Source organism: Streptomyces sp. NPDC002884, from assembly GCF_040295245.1.
Classification (GTDB): domain Bacteria; phylum Actinomycetota; class Actinomycetes; order Streptomycetales; family Streptomycetaceae; genus Streptomyces.
This window is the reverse complement of the sequence record NZ_JBEOVB010000014.1, coordinates 170,514-187,187: the sequence shown is the minus strand read 5'-3', so window position 1 is coordinate 187,187 and position 16,674 is coordinate 170,514. Positions and strand designations below refer to the sequence as shown.

13 protein-coding genes are annotated in these 16,674 nt (G+C 71.3%); 5 read left to right on the top strand and 8 right to left on the bottom strand.

The genetic code is table 11. The features are described 5' to 3' along the window. Window positions 1-96: 96 nt before the first annotated feature. A complete protein-coding gene (locus tag ABT070_RS26695) occupies window positions 97-1,413 on the bottom strand; it encodes a nucleotide sugar dehydrogenase (protein ID WP_351764389.1) in 1,317 nt (438 codons plus the stop codon). 287 nt (window positions 1,414-1,700) lie between these two features. On the opposite strand from ABT070_RS26695, the gene ABT070_RS26690 reads away from it, so the two are divergent. Next, window positions 1,701-2,003 carry a hypothetical protein gene (locus ABT070_RS26690; RefSeq protein ID WP_327183289.1) on the top strand — a complete coding sequence of 101 codons (303 nt, stop codon included), beginning with the start codon at window positions 1,701-1,703 and terminating at the stop codon, window positions 2,001-2,003. 289 nt (window positions 2,004-2,292) lie between these two features. Here the strand turns inward: ABT070_RS26690 and ABT070_RS26685 are convergent, their stop codons facing one another. Then, window positions 2,293-3,255, bottom strand: coding sequence for a GlxA family transcriptional regulator (locus ABT070_RS26685; RefSeq protein WP_351764388.1), 963 nt, complete (start codon window positions 3,253-3,255; stop codon window positions 2,293-2,295). Between the two features lie 341 nt (window positions 3,256-3,596). Here ABT070_RS26685 and ABT070_RS26680 point away from each other — a divergent pair, with 341 nt between their 5' ends. Together ABT070_RS26680 and ABT070_RS26675 are read left to right on the top strand one after the other, a co-directional pair. After that, window positions 3,597-4,046, top strand: a complete 450-nt coding sequence (locus tag ABT070_RS26680) for a hypothetical protein (RefSeq protein WP_351764387.1) — start codon at window positions 3,597-3,599, stop codon at window positions 4,044-4,046. A gap of 248 nt (window positions 4,047-4,294) precedes the next feature. Continuing rightward, entirely contained in the window at window positions 4,295-5,821 is a 1,527-nt protein-coding gene (locus tag ABT070_RS26675; RefSeq protein ID WP_351764436.1) for an alginate lyase family protein, read from the top strand. A gap of 54 nt (window positions 5,822-5,875) precedes the next feature. On the opposite strand, the gene ABT070_RS26670 is transcribed toward ABT070_RS26675, so the two are convergent. Together ABT070_RS26670 and ABT070_RS26665 are read right to left on the bottom strand one after the other, a co-directional pair. Continuing rightward, window positions 5,876-7,423 carry an MFS transporter gene (locus ABT070_RS26670; RefSeq protein WP_351764386.1) on the bottom strand — a complete coding sequence of 516 codons (1,548 nt, stop codon included), beginning with the start codon at window positions 7,421-7,423 and terminating at the stop codon, window positions 5,876-5,878. A 65-nt stretch (window positions 7,424-7,488) separates the two neighbouring features. Beyond that, window positions 7,489-8,811 (bottom strand): DUF445 domain-containing protein, encoded by a 1,323-nt coding sequence (locus ABT070_RS26665; RefSeq protein WP_451099380.1) that lies wholly within the window; start codon window positions 8,809-8,811, stop codon window positions 7,489-7,491. A gap of 221 nt (window positions 8,812-9,032) precedes the next feature. On the opposite strand from ABT070_RS26665, the gene ABT070_RS26660 reads away from it, so the two are divergent. Next, window positions 9,033-10,394 (top strand): SGNH/GDSL hydrolase family protein, encoded by a 1,362-nt coding sequence (locus ABT070_RS26660; RefSeq protein WP_351764384.1) that lies wholly within the window; start codon window positions 9,033-9,035, stop codon window positions 10,392-10,394. A 60-nt stretch (window positions 10,395-10,454) separates the two neighbouring features. Here the strand turns inward: ABT070_RS26660 and ABT070_RS26655 are convergent, their stop codons facing one another. The 4 genes from ABT070_RS26655 to ABT070_RS26640 are packed head-to-tail and all read right to left on the bottom strand — an operon-like array spanning window position 10,455 to window position 13,973. Then, window positions 10,455-11,288 carry a DUF1707 SHOCT-like domain-containing protein gene (locus ABT070_RS26655; RefSeq protein WP_351764383.1) on the bottom strand — a complete coding sequence of 278 codons (834 nt, stop codon included), beginning with the start codon at window positions 11,286-11,288 and terminating at the stop codon, window positions 10,455-10,457. A 9-nt stretch (window positions 11,289-11,297) separates the two neighbouring features. Then, complete coding sequence (locus ABT070_RS26650; RefSeq protein WP_451099064.1) at window positions 11,298-12,356, bottom strand: ABC transporter ATP-binding protein; 1,059 nt, start codon at window positions 12,354-12,356, stop codon at window positions 11,298-11,300. Window positions 12,357-12,358: 2 nt separating this feature from the next. Next, window positions 12,359-13,123 (bottom strand): ABC transporter permease, encoded by a 765-nt coding sequence (locus tag ABT070_RS26645; RefSeq protein WP_351764434.1) that lies wholly within the window; start codon window positions 13,121-13,123, stop codon window positions 12,359-12,361. Window positions 13,124-13,172: 49 nt separating this feature from the next. After that, window positions 13,173-13,973, bottom strand: coding sequence for an ABC transporter permease (locus ABT070_RS26640; protein ID WP_351764382.1), 801 nt, complete (start codon window positions 13,971-13,973; stop codon window positions 13,173-13,175). A 243-nt stretch (window positions 13,974-14,216) separates the two neighbouring features. Here ABT070_RS26640 and ABT070_RS26635 point away from each other — a divergent pair, with 243 nt between their 5' ends. Continuing rightward, a complete protein-coding gene (locus tag ABT070_RS26635; RefSeq protein WP_351764381.1) occupies window positions 14,217-16,640 on the top strand; it encodes a transglycosylase domain-containing protein in 2,424 nt (807 codons plus the stop codon). The last annotated feature ends 34 nt before the right edge of the window (window positions 16,641-16,674 follow it).

Below are 16,674 nucleotides of genomic sequence, written 5' to 3'. Positions count from 1 at the left end.
TGGGGTTCGGACAGCCCGGGGGCGTCGCTGTCGGTCCGGCAAGGACACACAGCGGACGCTGTCGGTCCGGCAGGAACGCACACACAGCGGCCGCTGTCAGTCCGGGGGAGTTCCCGACCACGGATGGAAGTGCCGGCCGCCCACCTCAAGGTAGCGGGTGCCATCGCCGAACTCCCTTTGCAGCCATGTCCCGTGGTTGTCGAAAATCTTCACTGTTTCGGCCAGGTTCGCCCGCAGCGTGGCGTCGTCCACGGTCCGGTAGAGCGTGTGGCCGGTCATCAGGATCACGGTGTCACACCGCCGCAAATCCTCCGGAAAGCGCAGGGGGCGAGCGCCGGTGATCCCCTGGATCTCGGACGGCGGGTAGAGCGGGTCGTGTGCGTACACCTCCACCCCCCGCTCCTGCATGTCATGGATCAGCTCGATCGACGGAGACCGGGTGTGGATCTTCATGTCGGAGGCGTACGCGATGCCCAGCACCGCGGCTCGACCGATCGGCCCGTGCCGCCACACCGTCTGGCGGAGAGTCGCGAAGAGATCCTTCTCCATGCGCTCGAAGTCGGCCACGGCACCCTGGGCGTGGGGCTCCGTACCCAGGTAGTCCTTGGCGAGGGGAACGCAATAGCCGCCGATCCCGAACGAAGGGTGGTAGAGGTCCATGTTCCACTTCGTCGCCGCGAGACGCAGGATCTCCGCCACGTCGAAGTCCGGCAGCATCAGGCTGAGTTCACTGGCCAGCAGGATGTCGCGGTACCGGAAGTAGTTCTCGACCACCTTGACCATGGCGGCGTGCCGCGCGTCCCGGGCCTCGAACACCTCGCCGCAGACGGCCGTGTACAGGCGTCTCATCAACGTGACGATCTCGGGGCTCTCCCCACCGATGACCTTCGGCGTGGAGACCATGCTGCGCTCCCGGTCCGTCAGCCAGTCCCGGCGGGGGGACACCCCGACGTGGTAGTCCACGCCCCGCCGCCATCCGGCATCGCCGAGCACGCTGTGCACCACGGAGTCGAGCCAGACCGGCGCGATGGTCGACTCGATGATCAGGTACAGCGGCCGAGCCTGCGCACCTTCCGCCAGGCGCATGACAACGTCGTGCAGTGCGGACGCGTCGATGACGCCGTTGGCCTCGGTGGGCACACACAGGATGTGCACGGCGTGGCCGGGCTTGAGTACATCGGCCGCATCCGTGGTGGCGCGCAGTGCGCCCCGGAGCGTCTCGGCACCGAAGTCGTCCGGCAGGTGAGGAAGGTGGTGGAAGGGGAGTTCGCCGCGGTTGAGCCTGGCGACCCGCTCGGGGTCGACGTCCATCACCACACAGCGCCGGCCGGCCCTGGCGAGAGCACCGGCCAGCGAGTAGCCGATCAGCCCAAGGCCCCAGATGCACAGTTCCCCGTCGTCAGTCATGCTCATGCGAGCTCCCCCCAGATGCCTGCACGCCGTCCGAGCACAGAGGGCTATGCCCGCCGCGGCCGGGAGTATGTCAGCCAAGTCCGTCCGTCCGGTACCCGCCGATCGAGCGCCGCGCAGAATCCGGCGACGAGTCACGTGCCTGATGCAGACAAGCGGGTGGCCTTCTGGCCGTGCGGCAGCAGCGGGGAACTCGACCGGCCGCGGTTCAGGTTGCCTGACCACTTCGGCCTGGCGTTAGCCTCGCAGCGGACGGGGTGGACCAGCAGGCAGAGAGAAGGCAGGCAGACATGGCGAAGGTTCCCAGTGCGGTGATCGCCGCGGGCGGGCTGGTCGGCGGGTACGGCGTGGCCCGGTGGACGAGGAAGCGACCGCTGGGCGGGGCCGTCCTCGCCGTCGCGGGGGCCGCGGCCGCACAGCAGTGGCGGCAACAGGCGGGCGGGAAGGCGGCGGGGGCGCTGACCGTCGCGTACGTCGCCGCCTTCGCGGGGTCGCATCCGCTGGCGAAGAAGGTGGGCGCCTGGCCGTCGGTGTTCGGCGTGGCCGGCGCGGTCGCCCTCGCGTCCTGGGCGGTCGCCGACCGGAAGGGATGACCGGCACGGGTGCCCTGCGCGGGTGACCGGCACTCCACGGTCGGCCGCACCGCCCGCCCCCTGCCTCGTAGTGAGTGCTACGCGGACTGCGGCCGGTACGGGACGTACGACGGGGTACTGCGAATCCGGCACGTAGTCGGATCCGGCAGGTACATCGGGTCCGGCGCGTACATCGGGTCCGGCGCGTACGTCGGATCCGGGCACGTACATCGGGTCCGGCGCGTACGTCGGGTCCGGCGCGTGCCACGGCGGGGTGCGCCATCCGGTCTTCGGCGGCGCGCGCCCGCGGTCACGCCTCGGGCAGCCCCGACCGGAACGCCCGCCGATACCCCTGGGGGCTGGTGCCGACCACCTTGCGGAAGCGTTCGCGGAAGGCTGTCGGGGAGCCGAAGCCCGCCTGGGTGGCGATGCGTTCCACCGGGTACGCCGTCGACTCCAGCAGGTACTGCGCGCGCCGCACCCGCGCCCGGTGCAGCCAGCGCAGCGGCGTCGTGCCGGTCTGTTCGCGGAAGCGGCGGTTGAGGGTGCGGGTGCTCATGCCGGCCCGCCCGGCGATCTGCTCCAGCGTCACCTCCCGGCCGCAGTTGTCCTCCAGCCAGGCCAGCACGGGTTCGAGGGTCGCCCCGGCGGGCGCGGGCGGCAGGTCGTGGACGATGAACTGGGCCTGGCCGCCCTCCCGTTCGAGCGGCATGACCGACATCCGGGCCGCCTGCGCGGCGACCGCCGAGCCGTAGTCGCCGCGGATCATGTGCAGGCACATGTCGAGGGCCGCGGCGGCGCCCGCCGAGGTGAGGAACTGACCGTTGTCGACGTAGAGGACGTTCGGGTCGACCGTCACCTTCGGGTAGCGCTCGGCCAGTTCGCGCGCCGCGATCCAGTGGGTCGTCGCGCGCAGTCCGTCCAGCAGGCCCGTCGCGGCGAACAGGAACGCGCCGACGCAGACCGAGGCGATCCGGGTGCCGCCCGCCGCCGCGTCCCGCAGGGCCTCCGCGACGCCGATCGGCAGCTCGTCCGGCGGGTTCGCGACCCCGGGCAGGATGATCGTGTCCGCCTCGGCCAGCGCCTCGAGCCCGTACGGCGCGCGCACGGTGAACGCCCCCGCGCTCACCTCCCCGGAGGGGGACGGCGAGCAGACCCTGACCCGGTACGCAGGGCGCCCGTCGGGCAGCCGCGGCCAGCCGAAGGCGTCGATCGGGGCGGACAGGTCGAACGGGACGACCCCGTCCAGGGCCAGTACGGCGACGGTGTGCATGGCAAGAGGGTAGGCATACGACGGATTACGGCCACCCCGGCCCCCCTGGTAGCCCAGGCCCCCGCCCCTGCCCCACTCCTGCCTCGGCCCCCGCCCGGTACGCGCCCGCGCCCGCCTCACCCCCGCCCGGTACACGCCCGGTACGCGCCCGCGCCAGCCTCGGCCCCAGCCCGGCACCCACTCACGCTCGCCTCGACCCCAGCCCGGTACCCGCTCACGCCCGCCTCGACCCCAGCCCGGCACCCACTCACGCCCGCGCCCGCCTCCCCCTGGCGAGAATCCGTCGGCCTCTGGCATTTCCGCCGCTTCTGCGGGTCGGCCGTGCCGCCTAGCGTCGGTGCGTGACCAAGTTCCTCCTCGCCGTGCACGTCCTCGCCGCGATCGTCGCGATCGGGCCCGTCACCGTCGCCGCCAGCATGTTCCCGCCCGCCGCGCGCCGCGCCCTGGCCGCGCCCGACGACGCCCGCGCGAGCGAGACCGTACGGCTGCTGCACCGCATCTGCCAGGTGTACGCGGCCGTCGGCCTCGCCGTCCCCGTCTTCGGGTTCGCCACGGCGGGCGCGATGGGTGTGATGGGTGACCCCTGGCTGATCACGTCGATCGTGCTGACCGTGCTGGCCGCGGGGGTGCTGCTGGTCCTCGTGCTGCCCCGGCAGGAGGTGCTCGTCGAGGGCACGGGGGCGCGCGAGACGACGGTGCGACTTGCCATGTTCACCGGGGTGTTCAACCTGCTGTGGGCGACCGTGACGATTCTGATGATCGTCCGGCCGGGATCGACGACGGGGGCCTGACCCCGGGCCGGCCGACGGCCAGGTTTTCGTTATCGGCCCGGCCTCTCGGCCGTCTCCCCGGCATGCATCCGCAACCGCACCTGAACCGACCCGCACAGATCAGCCTCCGCCAGAACGGCCCCCGGCAGGACGGCAGCCAGCAGACCGCCCCTCGGCAGGACGGCAGCCAGCAGACCGCCCCTCGGCAGGACGGCAGCCGACAGACCGGTAGCGGGCAGGTCAGCAGCCGGCAGGTCAGCCGGCGGGGCCTGCTGAAGGCCGCGGGCGTGGCGGCCGGAGCCGTCGGTGCGGCCGCCGCCCTTCCCGCGGCCCCCGCCGCCGCCGCCGTCGGATACGCGCACCCGGGCCTGCTGCACACCGCCGCCGACCTGGCCCGTATGACCGCCAAGGTGAAGGCCGGCGCCGCGCCCTGCACGGCCGGATACGCCAGGCTCACCGCCAACCGGCATGCGCAGAGCGGCTGGACGGCCAACCCGCAGGCGACCGTGTACCGGGGTTCGGGCTCGCCGCAGAACTACACGATCCTCTACAACGACCTCCACGCCGCCTACCAGAACGGCCTGCGGTTCCACGTCAGCGGTGAGAGCGCGTACGCCGACACCGCCGTCGCGATCCTCAACGCCTGGTCGGCGAAACTGACTTCGCTCGCGGGCTCGGCCGACCGGTTCCTCGCGGCCGGGCTCTACGGCTACCAGGCCGCCAACGCCGCCGAACTCGTGCGCGACCACGCCGGCTTCGAGCGGGAGCGTTTCCAGAGGATGCTGACCACCGTCTTCTCGTCGCTCAGCGAGAGCTTCCTCGTCAAGCACAACGACGCCGTGGTCACCAACTACTGGCCCAACTGGGATCTCGCCGCCATGGCCTGCGTCCTGGCCACCGGCATCTTCTGCGACGACGGCGCCAGGGTGGAGCAGGCCGTCGAGTACTTCAAGAACGGCTCCGGGCTCGGCGCCGTCGGGAAGGCCATCCCCGTGGTGCACGACGACGGTCTCGCCGAGTGGCTGGAGGCGGGCCGTGACCAGGGGCACGCGCTGCTCGGCGTCGGCCTCATGGGCACCTTCTGCGAGATGGCCTGGAACCAGGGCATCGACCTCTACGGCCATGACGACAGCCGTTTCCTCAAGGGCGCCCAGTACGTGGCCAAGTGGAGCCTCGGCGGGGATGTCGCCTATACGGCCAACACCCGGGCGAAGGGTGCCGTGAACGGCTGGTCGGGCAGCGAGACCGCCTCCGGTGCGGCCGCTGTCGATCCCACGATGACCCGGCCGATCTGGGCGATGATCGCCAACCACTACACCGGGCGCCGGGGGCTGTCCGCGCCCTACCTCACCCGCATCGCGGCCAAGGCGGCGCCCGAGGGCGGCGGCGGGGACTACGGGCCCAACAGCGGCGGCTACGACCAACTCGGCTTCGGGACGCTGGCGTTCACACGGGACAGGTCGGCGTCGACCGTGGGGGGATCCTCGACCGCTACGTCCCCGACCTCGTCCCCGTCCCCGACCGCAGCCGGGCCCTCGTCCCCGTCCGTGTCCTCGTCCCTGTCCGCGTCGGGTGCCGTGGCGTCGGGCGGGTCGGCCTCCGTCCCGGCAGGGACGGCCGGGGCGGAGGGCGCCGCCGCGAAGGGCGGCGGCCTCGCGTCCACCGGCTCCACCGATCTCGTCGCGTGGACCACGGCCACCGGCCTCACCGCCCTGGCCGGCGGCCTGCTGTTGCTGCGCAGGCGGGGGCGGGGGCGGGAGCGGGCCGGGGGCGAGGCCGGGGGCCAGCCGGAGTAGGAAGCGCCGAGGGGCACCCGGGTGAGGCGACCCCCCGAGGGCGACCGCGTGCCCTCAGGCGGTGGCCTCGCGCGGCCCGCCCGGCCTCGGCCCGCCCGGCGTCGGACCACCCGGCCTCGTCTCCTCGCGGGCCTTCGGATCCGCCGCCGTCAGCGGCTGGGCGATGTCCTCCAGGGAGCGCCGCTCGGCCTTGACCGCCAGGAACACCGCCACCAGGCCCGCCGCGCACATCAGGGTCGCGCCGATGCAGAAGGCGAGGACCGTGTCGCCGACCTTGCCCGTGTCGGTGAGCTCGGCGAACAGCAGGGGGCCGCTGATACCGCCGGCGGCGGTGCCGAGGGCGTAGAAGAAGGCGATGGACATCGCGCGGGTCTCCATCGGGAAGACCTCGGACACCGTCAGATAGGCGCTCGACGCACCCGCCGACGCGAAGAACAGCACCGCGCACCAGCAGGCCGTCATCGTCGTCGCGGTGAGCGAACCCTGGTCGAACAGCCAGGCCGTGCCGAACAGCAGCACACCGGAGAGCAGATACGTGGAGGAGATCATCACCCGTCGGCCGACCGTGTCGAACAGCTTGCCCAGCAGCAGCGGACCGCAGAAGTTGCCGATGGCGATGACGGCGAAGTAGTAGCCGGTGTTGCCGCTCGGCACGTCGAAGAACTTGGTCAGGATCGCGCCGAAGCCGAAGGTGATCGCGTTGTAGAGGAAGGCCTGCCCGATGAAGAGGGAGAAGCCGAGTACCGCGCGGCGCCGGTAGGAGGAGAACACCGTGCGGGCGATCTCGACGAAGGAGACGCTGCGGCGCTGGTGGATGGTGAGCTCGCTCTCGGCCCGGGGCAGCCGCTCCCCCTTCTCCTGCTCGATCTGCTGTTCGATCGAGGTGACGATCTCCTCGGCCTCCCGGTCCCGGCCGTGGATCAGCAGCCAGCGCGGGCTCTCCGGGACGTGCCGCCGTACGAGCAGGATCACCAGGGCGAGGACGGCGCCCAGCGCGAACGTCAGCCGCCAGCCCACGTCCGCGGCGAAGATGTCCGTGTTCAGCGCGACGATCGACAGCAGCGAACCGGCGACCGCGCCGAGCCAGAAGCTGCCGTTGATGATCAGGTCGACGCGGCCCCGGTACTGCGCGGGGATCAGCTCGTCGATCGCGGAGTTGATGGCCGCGTACTCGCCGCCGATGCCGAAGCCGGTGAGGAAGCGGAAGAGCAGGAACCACCAGGTGTCGAAGGAGACCGCGGTCAGGGCGGTGGCCGCCAGATACACCGCGAGGGTGATCATGAACAGCTTCTTGCGGCCCCACTTGTCGGTCAGCCGGCCCCAGAACAGGGCGCCGACACAGGCGCCCGCCACGTACAGCGCGGCCGCGATGCCGGTGACCTGCCCGGAGGTGATGGGCAGACCGCTGCCGGGCTCCGACAGTCGGCTCGCGATGTTCCCGACGACCGTGACCTCGAGGCCGTCCAGGATCCACACGGTGCCGAGCCCGAAGACGATGGTCCAGTGCCAGCGCGACCAGGGCAGCCGGTCGAGACGGGCGGGGATGTCGGTGGTGATCGTGCGGTCCTTCTCAGCCGGCACGGCGGCTTCGGCGCTGGTCATGGGCTCCCTCCTCGGCACGCTCCCCATCGGGCGGCATGCGGATCAGGTTCCCGCGACCGGCCCGTTCACGCCCCGAGCGCGCGCGCCACCGTGTAGATCAGCAACCCGGCCAGCGAACCCACCACCGTGCCGTTGATCCGGATGAACTGGAGGTCACGGCCGATGTTGGCCTCGATCTTGCGGGTCGTGTGCTCCGCGTCCCAGCCGGCGACCGTGTCGGTGATCAGGGAGGTGATCTCCTTCCGGTACGTCGTCACCACGTGCACCGCCGCGCCCTCGACCCAGCTGTCCACCTTCTCCTGGACCTTGCGCTCGGTGGCCATCCGGGCCCCCAGGGACAGGAGCGAGGCCCGCACCCGCAGCCGCAGCTCACTGCGCTCGTCCTCCGCCGCGGCGACGATCATGGAGCGGACGGCCGTCCAGGCGGACGCGATCAGATCCTGCACCTCGCCCCGGCCCAGCACCTCGCCCTTGAGCCGCTCCACCCGCGCCCGGGTGTCCGTGTCGGACTGGAGGTCGGAGGCGAAGTCGGTGAGGAAACGGTCGAGGGCGCCCCGGGCCGGGTGGGAGGGCATGTCCCGCATCTCCGCGCAGAACCGCAGCAGTTCCTTGTAGACGCGCTCGCCGATCCGCTTGTCGACGAACCGGGGCGTCCAGCCGGGCGCGCCGCCCTCCACCGCGCCCATCACCGAGTCGCCGTGCAGCACCAGCCAGTCGTACGCCCGGGTCACGACCAGGTCCACGGCCCGCCGGTGACCGCCGTCCGCGACGACCTTCTCCAGCATCTTCCCGATGCCCGGCGCGATCTCCTGCGCGTCCGCGCGGCGCGTGATCGCCTCCCCCACCACCGCCTGCACGTCCGAGTCGCGCAGCACCGTGAGCGCGCCCCGCAGCGCCGTCGCCAGCTCGGCCGTCACCCGGTCGGCGTGCTCCGGTTCGGCCAGCCAGGCGCCCAGCCGGGTACCGATGCCGACCGCGCGCAGCCGCTGCCGTACGACGTCCTCGGAGAGGAAGTTCTCCCCGACGAACTCACCCAGCGAGACACCCAGTTGGTCCTTCTTGCTCGGGATGATCGCGGTGTGCGGGATGGGCAGCCCGAGCGGGTGGCGGAAGAGCGCCGTGACCGCGAACCAGTCGGCGAGCGCACCGACCATGCCCGCCTCCGCGGCGGCCGCCACATAGCCCGCCCAGGGGCCCGCGCCCCGATGGGAGGCCCACTCGGCGAGCACGTACACCACGGCCACGAACAGCAGCAGCCCGGCCGCGGTGAGCTTCATCCGGCGCACCCCGCGCCGCTTCTCCTCGTCGGCCGCGCTGAAGACGGTCATCGTGCGCGCCGCCCTGGTGCCGGCCGGCCGCTCCGCTTCCGTACGATCCATCCGCTCCATCCGTTCCGGTCGACGCCCCGTGCCACCCGTGTCCCGCACGCAGATATTGTCCCTACTTGACCGACTCCTGGAACGGAACAAGAGTTCCCGGCGTCTGTCAGGTGGGGGAGCTCAACGGTGAACTCCTGCACGAACGCATCAACGCACAAACACAGGACCGCAGGACCGCAGGACTGCGTCCCCGGAGCCGCGCCGCTCCCCTCACCGAGGAGAACCCCCGCATGACCAGGCCACACATCGGGGGTGTGGAGGTCTCCCCCACAAGACACGGCGTCCTCCTGTCGGCGATCATCGCCCTCGTGGTGGGCCTCTCCGCCGCCATATACGTCTCCGTCGCCTCCGATCACGGCCCCGGGCCCGACCTCCGCGCGGTCACCCGCGCCGCGGCCCCCGGCCCCGGCAGCGCCGCCCCCATCTCGACGGGCGTCTGGGTCGGCACCTGGGCGGCCGCCCCGGTCAGCGGTGAACCGGGCACCGCGAACGACGGCATGGCGGGCCGCACGGTCCGCAACGTCGTGCACACCAGCGTCGGCGGGACGAGTGCCCGCGTCACGCTGTCCAACCTCTACGGCACCGGCCCGCTCACCGTGACGCACGCCACCCTGGCCGTCTCGGCCGGCGGCGGGAGCGCGGCAGCCGTCCCCGACACGCTGCGCCGGCTCACCTTCGGCGGCGCCACCACCGTCGTCGTCCCGCCCGGCGGGCAGACGGTCAGCGACGCCGTGACCGTCGTCGTCCCGCACGACTCCGACGTCCTGGTCAGCACCTACTCGCCCACCTCCGCCGGTCCGGTCACCTACCACCCGCACGCCCGGCAGACCAACTACGTCGCCGAGGGCGAGTCCACCGAGGACGTCACCGGCGCCGCGTTCACCGGGGCCGGCGGGTTCTGGCGCTACCTGACCGCCCTCGACGTGCTCAGCAACGAGGCCGACGGCACCGTCGTCGCCCTCGGCGACTCCATCACCGACGGCATCACCTCCACCCCGGGCGCGAACCGCCGCTGGCCCGACGTCCTCGCCGACCGGCTGCGGGCGAGCCTTGCCGCCGACGGGGACGCGCCCCGCTACGGCGTCGTCAACGAGGGCATCAGCGGCAACCAGGTCCTCGCCGACGACTCCCGGCGCGGCGCCGCCGGCCTCAACCGCTTCGAACGGGACGTCCTCGGCCGTACGAACGTCAAGGTCGTCGTCATCGACCTCGGCATCAACGACATCCTGCGCGACCCGGGGCTGGCCGACCCGCAGGCGGTCGTGGACGGCCTGCGCACCCTCGTCGAACGCGCCCACGCCCACGGCATCAGGGTCGTCGGCACCACCCTCACGCCGTTCCGCGGCCACCGCGGCTACAGCGACGGCCGCGAGGACGTACGGCAGCGGATCAACCAGGCGATCCGGTCGGACGGGGTGTTCGACGCCGTCGTCGACTTCGACCGGGCGCTGCGCGACCCGTACGACCCGCGCAGCCTGCGCCCGGAGTACGACTCGGGCGACCGTCTGCACCCCAGCGACCGGGGCTACCGCAAGATGGCGGAGGCCATCGACCCGGCGGACCTGGAAGGCCCGGCGCCCGCCCGCCTGTGACAGCCGCCGGGCCGTGTGAGAGCCCCGGCCGCACACCGCCCCGGCCCTCGCACCGCACGCTCAGTCCTCGTGGCGGCGCTCCCGCTGTTCCTCCCGGGACCCGGCACCCGCGCCGTGGCCCTGACCCTGGCCGTGGCCGAGCCCGTGCAGGATGTCCTTGTGGCCCTCCAGCCCCCGCCGGTGGGCCTCCCCCTCGTCGTCCCGGGACGACGAACGCAGCTCGCGCCTGGCCGCCTTGCGGTCCAGCTTCTCCTGCCGCCGGGCGGCCCGCGTCTTCTTGCGCTCGATGCCGACCCCGCCCCAGAAGGCGAACCCGCCGACGATCACCCGCGGCGCGCCCGGCTCACCGGGAACACCGGTCTCGCGCTGGTCGAAGCCGCCCATCACACCGATCCCGCGGACCACGACCTCGACCCCCGGCGGCACCGTGATCTGCAACCCGCCCATGATCGCGACACAGTTGATCTCGATCTCACCGGCCGCGAAGTTCGCCTCACGCAGATCGATCTCGCCGCCGCCCCAGAAGGCGAAGCAGTTGAACCGCCGGGGAGCCGTCCAGCGGCCCCTGCGCTGGAAGCCGGACAGCACGGCCACCGCCCAGGTCGACGAACCCTCGCCGCCCACGATCCGGCCGGCCCAACCCCCGTCCTCCAGCGGCTCCTTGTGCAGCGACACGAGAGGCGGGGGCGTGATCCCGGCGACCGGCAGATCACGGGTGATCGGCGCCAACTCCCCGTACGTGCGCGCCTTGTACGTCTCCTCCAGCCGCTCCTCGAACTCCGTCATGTCGAGCCGGCCCTCCGCGAGGGCGTCCCGCAGGACCTCCGCGACCCGCTCACGATCGGCGTCGGAGGCACGGAGATCCGGCAGGCCCGGGGCTGCGTCGTCGGTCATATCAGCAGCCTACGAGTTCCCGGGCCCCGGCACTACGGTCTCCCGCGCGGGCTCCCGGTCCGCCGAGGGCCCGGAAGCGTCCGCCGTCGAGTACAGCATCTTCGCGATCACGGCCTCGATGTCCGGCTCCCGCACCGACAGGTCCACCAGCGGGTACTCCGCCGCGATCCGGGCGACGAGCGGAGCCGCCGACTCCGAGGCCGGGAACGCCAGCCACTGCCTCGGCCCGTCCACCTTCACCACCCGCGCCGCCTCCCCCACCTCGACCGGCGGCAGCTCCCGCTCCAGGTCCACCACCAGCGTCCGCTCGCTCTCCCCCACCTCGTGCAGCCCGGCGAGCGCACCGTCGTAGACCAGACGGCCGTGGTCGATGACCATCACCCGGGAGCAGAGCTGCTCGATGTCCTGGAGGTCGTGCGTCGTGAGCAGGACCGTCGTGCCGCGCTCGGTGTTCAGCTCGCGCAGGAACTCCCGCACCCGCGCCTTGGAGACCACGTCGAGACCGATCGTCGGCTCGTCCAGATAGAGCACCTCGGGGTCGTGCAGCAGAGCCGCCACGATGTCCCCGCGCATCCGCTGACCGAGCGACAGCTGACGCACCGGCACCTCCAGCAGGGAGGAAAGATCGAGGAGTTCGACCAGCCGGTCGAGGTTCTCCCGGTAACGGCCGTCCGGGATCCGGTACATACGGTGCATCAGCCGGTAGGAGTCGATCAGCGGAAGGTCCCACCACAGCGTCGTACGCTGCCCGAACACCACCCCTATGCGATGCGCCAGCCGCATCCGCTCACGGGACGGGTCGATCCCGGCGACCCGCAGCCGGCCCCCGCTCGGCGTCAGGATCCCCGTCAGCATCTTGATCGTCGTCGACTTCCCCGCGCCGTTCGGCCCGATGTAGCCGACCATCTCCCCGCGTGCCACGGTGAAGGAGATCGCGTCCACCGCCCGCACCCGCCGCAGCTCCCGCTTCAGGAACCCCGTCCTGCGCCGTACGTCGAAGACCTTCTCGACCCGGTCCACCTCGATGAACGCACTCTCCGACACCGGCACACCCTCCGACACGGTCACCCTCAACTCCCCGTACTCCGATACGTCCGCAGCCCCGCCCGCCACGCCAGCCCCGCCACCGCACAGCACGCCGCCGCCACCAGCGGCGGAGCGAACGCCGCCCACTCCGGCAGCCCCAACGGATACGGCCGCCCCAGCACATACGCCGCCGGCACCCAGTTGACGAACGCCAGCGGCAGCACGAACGTCACCCCGCGCACCAGCTCCTTGCCGAACACCGTCGGCGGATACTGCAACAGCGTCTGACCGCCGAACGTGAACGCGGCCTGCACCTCCGACGCGTCCTGCGCCACGAACTGGAACGCCGCGCCCGCCACGAACACCGCCGAGAAGATCACCCCGCCGCACACCAGCATCACCGGCACCAGCGCCACCTTCACCGGCGTCCAGGCGACGTCCAGCGCCGCACACGCGTAGCCCAGCACCAGCGTGCCCTGGATCAGCCGGGCGACCCGGCGCAGCGCGAACCGGTCCGCGGCGACCTGGGCCAGCACCGGCGCCGGCCGCACCAGCAGCGTGTCGAGCGTGCCGTCCCGCACCCGCGAGCCCAGCCGGCCCGCCGAGCCGATCGACAGGTCCGCGAGCCCGAACGACATCGCCGACAGCCCGTACAGAAAGGCGACCTCCGGCAGCGTGTAGCCGCCGAGCACGTCCACCTGCGAGAACATCAGCAAGATCGCGACAAAGTCCAGCCCGGTCACCAGCAGGCCACCGACCACGGTCAGCGCGAACGACACCCGGTAGGCCAGCGTCGAACGGATCCACATCCCGGCGATCAGCCGATAGGCCCGCAGCCCCTCCGCCAGCCGGCCGCCCTCACCCACCCTGCACCACCACCCGCCGCGTCGCCGCCCCCTGCACCAGCCGGCCCACCGCCAGCAGCACCACCGCCCAACCCGCCTGGAAGGCGAACGCGGGCAGCGGATCGGTCCGCCCCATCAGCACGTCGGCCGGCATCTGCAACAACGCCGACCACGGCAGCAGCGTCACGATGTCACCGAGCGGCTGGGGAAACGCGTTGAGCGGCAGCGCCATCCCCGAGAAGAACATCCCGGTGACCATCAGCACCTGCACCGCACCCGTGCCGTCCATCAGCCAGAACCCGCTCAGCGCCACCAGGAACCGGATCCCGTAACCGACCACCATCGCCAGCGCGATCGTCACCCCGAAGGCAAGCCAGATCACCGGATCGTGCGGCAACGCGGTGGGAAAGAACAACGCCCCGAAGACGAAGGGCAGCACCCCACGGCCCAGCAACTGGAACAACGCCCGCCCCAGGTCGGCCGCCAGCCACCACGCCTGGAGATCGGCCGGCCGGTACAGATCGATGGCTACCTCACCCGTGCGGATCCGCTCCATCAACTCGGTCTCGAAACCGCCGCCCTGGATCGCCAGCGTCGCGAACAGCGCCTGCCCCAGCCACACATAGGTGACCGCCTGCGCCTGGTCATAGCCCCCGAGGTGCGGCCGCTCGTCCCACAACGCCAGATATGTGTAGACGAGGATCAGGCCGAAAACGGTATTGGTGAACACCCCTGCGGCCGTGGCCACCCGATAGGTCGCGTACCTTCTGAAACCCCCCGCCGCGACGGCCGCGTACAAACGTGCCGATCCCAAGGCAACCGTCCTCCTCGCCCGCTAGTCACCCTTGGTGCCCGCTTCGACACCGAAGCGCAGGAGCCTAGTGCGCCGCCGCCGTCGCGTGCCACGCGTTTTCCGGGCACGACGTGTGACCGAACGCGCGCCGATTGTCGGGAACGGAACGCTTGGTGCGAGAGTCTTCAACAGGGGACGCACAAGGCGTACGAGGCTTACGAGGCGTACGGGAACGTACGACGCGAAACAGGAGTCCAGCAGCACATGAGTGACGAGCCACAGCCGCAGCAGCCCACCGAGGGCTCGGCACCCGGAGCGCCCGAGGCGGGTGACGGAGGAAGTGGCAAGGAAGGCAAGAAGATGAAGCGACCCAAGCGCACCGGCCTGCGCCGGCTCCTGCCCACCTGGCGGATGGTGCTCGGCACGTTCGTCCTCGGCGTCCTGGTGCTCGCCGGACTCTTCTTCCTCGGCTACTCCATGGTCAAGATCCCACCGGCCAACGCGCTCGCCACCAAGCAGTCCAACGTCTACCTCTACGCCGACGGCACCGAGATCGCCCGCGACGGCACCGTCAACCGCGAGAACGTCGACCTCTCCCAGATCTCCAAGGACGCACAGCACGCCGTGCTCGCCGCCGAGGACCGCGACTTCTACACCGAGTCCGCCATCGACCTCAAGGCGATGCTCCGGGCCGGCTGGAACACCGCCACCGGCAAGGGCAAGCAGTCCGGCTCCACGATCACCCAGCAGTACGTGAAGAACTACTACCTCGCGCAGGAACAGACCGTCACCCGCAAGGTGAAGGAGTTCTTCATCTCCATCAAGCTGGACCGCGAGACCTCCAAGGACGACATCCTCGAGGGCTACCTCAACACCAGCTACTTCGGCCGCAACGCCTACGGCATGCAGGCCGCCGCCAAGGCCTACTACGGCATCGAAGCCGCCGAGCTCACCCCCGCCCAGGGCGCCTACCTCGCCGCCCTGGTCAACGCGCCCAGCGAGTTCGACATCATCGCCCACCCCGAGAACAAGGCCGCCGCCGAGGCCCGCTGGAACTACGTCCTCGACGGCATGGTCACCAAGGGCTGGCTCAGCGAGGCCAAGCGCACGGGCATGAAGTTCCCCACGCCCAAGGAGACCTCGGGCGCCGACACCGGCATGTCCGGGCAGCGCGGCTACCTCGTCAACGCGATCAAGGACTACCTGCGCGAGAACAAGATCGTCACCCAGGACGAACTCGACGCCGGCGGCTACCGCATCACCACCACCATCGACAAGAAGAAGCAGAACGCCTTCGTCGACGCCGTCAACGACAAACTGATCAAGAAGCTCGACAAGAAGAACCGCAAGGTCGACACCTACGTCCGGGCGGGCGGCGCCGCCGTCGAGCCCAAGACCGGCAAGGTCCTCGCCCTGTACGGCGGCATCGACTACGTCAAGCAGTACACCAACAACGCCACCCGCCAGGACTTCCAGGTCGGCTCCACCTTCAAGCCGTTCGTCTTCACCTCGGCCGTCGAGAACGGCTCCGAGACCCAGGACGGCCGCCAGATCACCCCCAACACGATCTACGACGGCACCAACAAGCGGCCCATCCAGGGCTGGAGCGGCGGCACCTACGCCCCCGAGAACGAGGACTACGTCAACTACGGCAACATCGACGTGCGCACCGCCACCGACAAGTCGGTGAACTCGGTGTACGCGCAGATGGCCGTCGACGTCGGCCCCGCGAAGGTCAAGCAGACCGCGATCGAGCTCGGCCTGCCCACCGACACCCCCGACCTCCAGCCCTACCCCTCCATCGCCCTGGGCACGGCCACCGCCAGCGTCCTGGACATGGCCGAGGCCTACGCCACCCTCGCCAACCACGGCAAGCACGGCACGTACACCCTGATCGAGAAGGTCACCAAGGACGGCGCCGACGTCGTCGACCTGCCCGAGCAGAAGTCCTCCCAGGTCGTCAGCCGCGAGGCCGCCGACACCACCACCTCGGTCCTGCGCAGCGTCGTCCAGAACGGCACCGCCACCGCGGCCCTCGCCGCCGACCGCCCCGCCGCCGGCAAGACCGGCACCGCCGAGGAGGACACCGCCGCCTGGTTCGCCGGCTACACCCCCGACCTGGCCACCGTGGTCGCGGTCATGGGCCAGGACCCGGAGACCGCCGCCCACAAGTCCCTCAAGGGTGCGATGGGCCTGCCCCGCATCAACGGCGGCGGCGCGCCCACCGAGATCTGGGCCCAGTTCACCAAGAACGCCCTGAAGGGCACCCCGGCCTCGGACTTCAACCTCCAGATCCAGGAGGGCGGAGAGCAGTCCGCCTACCCGTCGTCCCCGCCCTCCGAGGACGAGCCCACCGACGACGAGACCGACGGCAGCTCGCCGAGCTCCGACGCGACCGACGGCCGGACGCAGGGCCAGACCCAGGGGCAGACGAACGGCGGCACGACCACCGGCACCACGTCGACCGGCACCAGCTCCGGCACCACCGACGGCGGCACCACCGACGGCAGCACGTCGACCGGCACCACCGACGGCGGGACCGCGACCAACGGAACGACCTCGGGCACCAGCTCGGGCACCACCGAGGGCAACACGTCCACCGGCACCACCGACGGCACGACCGGAGACACCGGCAACACGGTCGGCACGACGACCGGCCCCCAGCTGACGTCCACCGGCTGGGACTGACGTACCGATGTGTCCTGACGCGTCCTGACGCGTC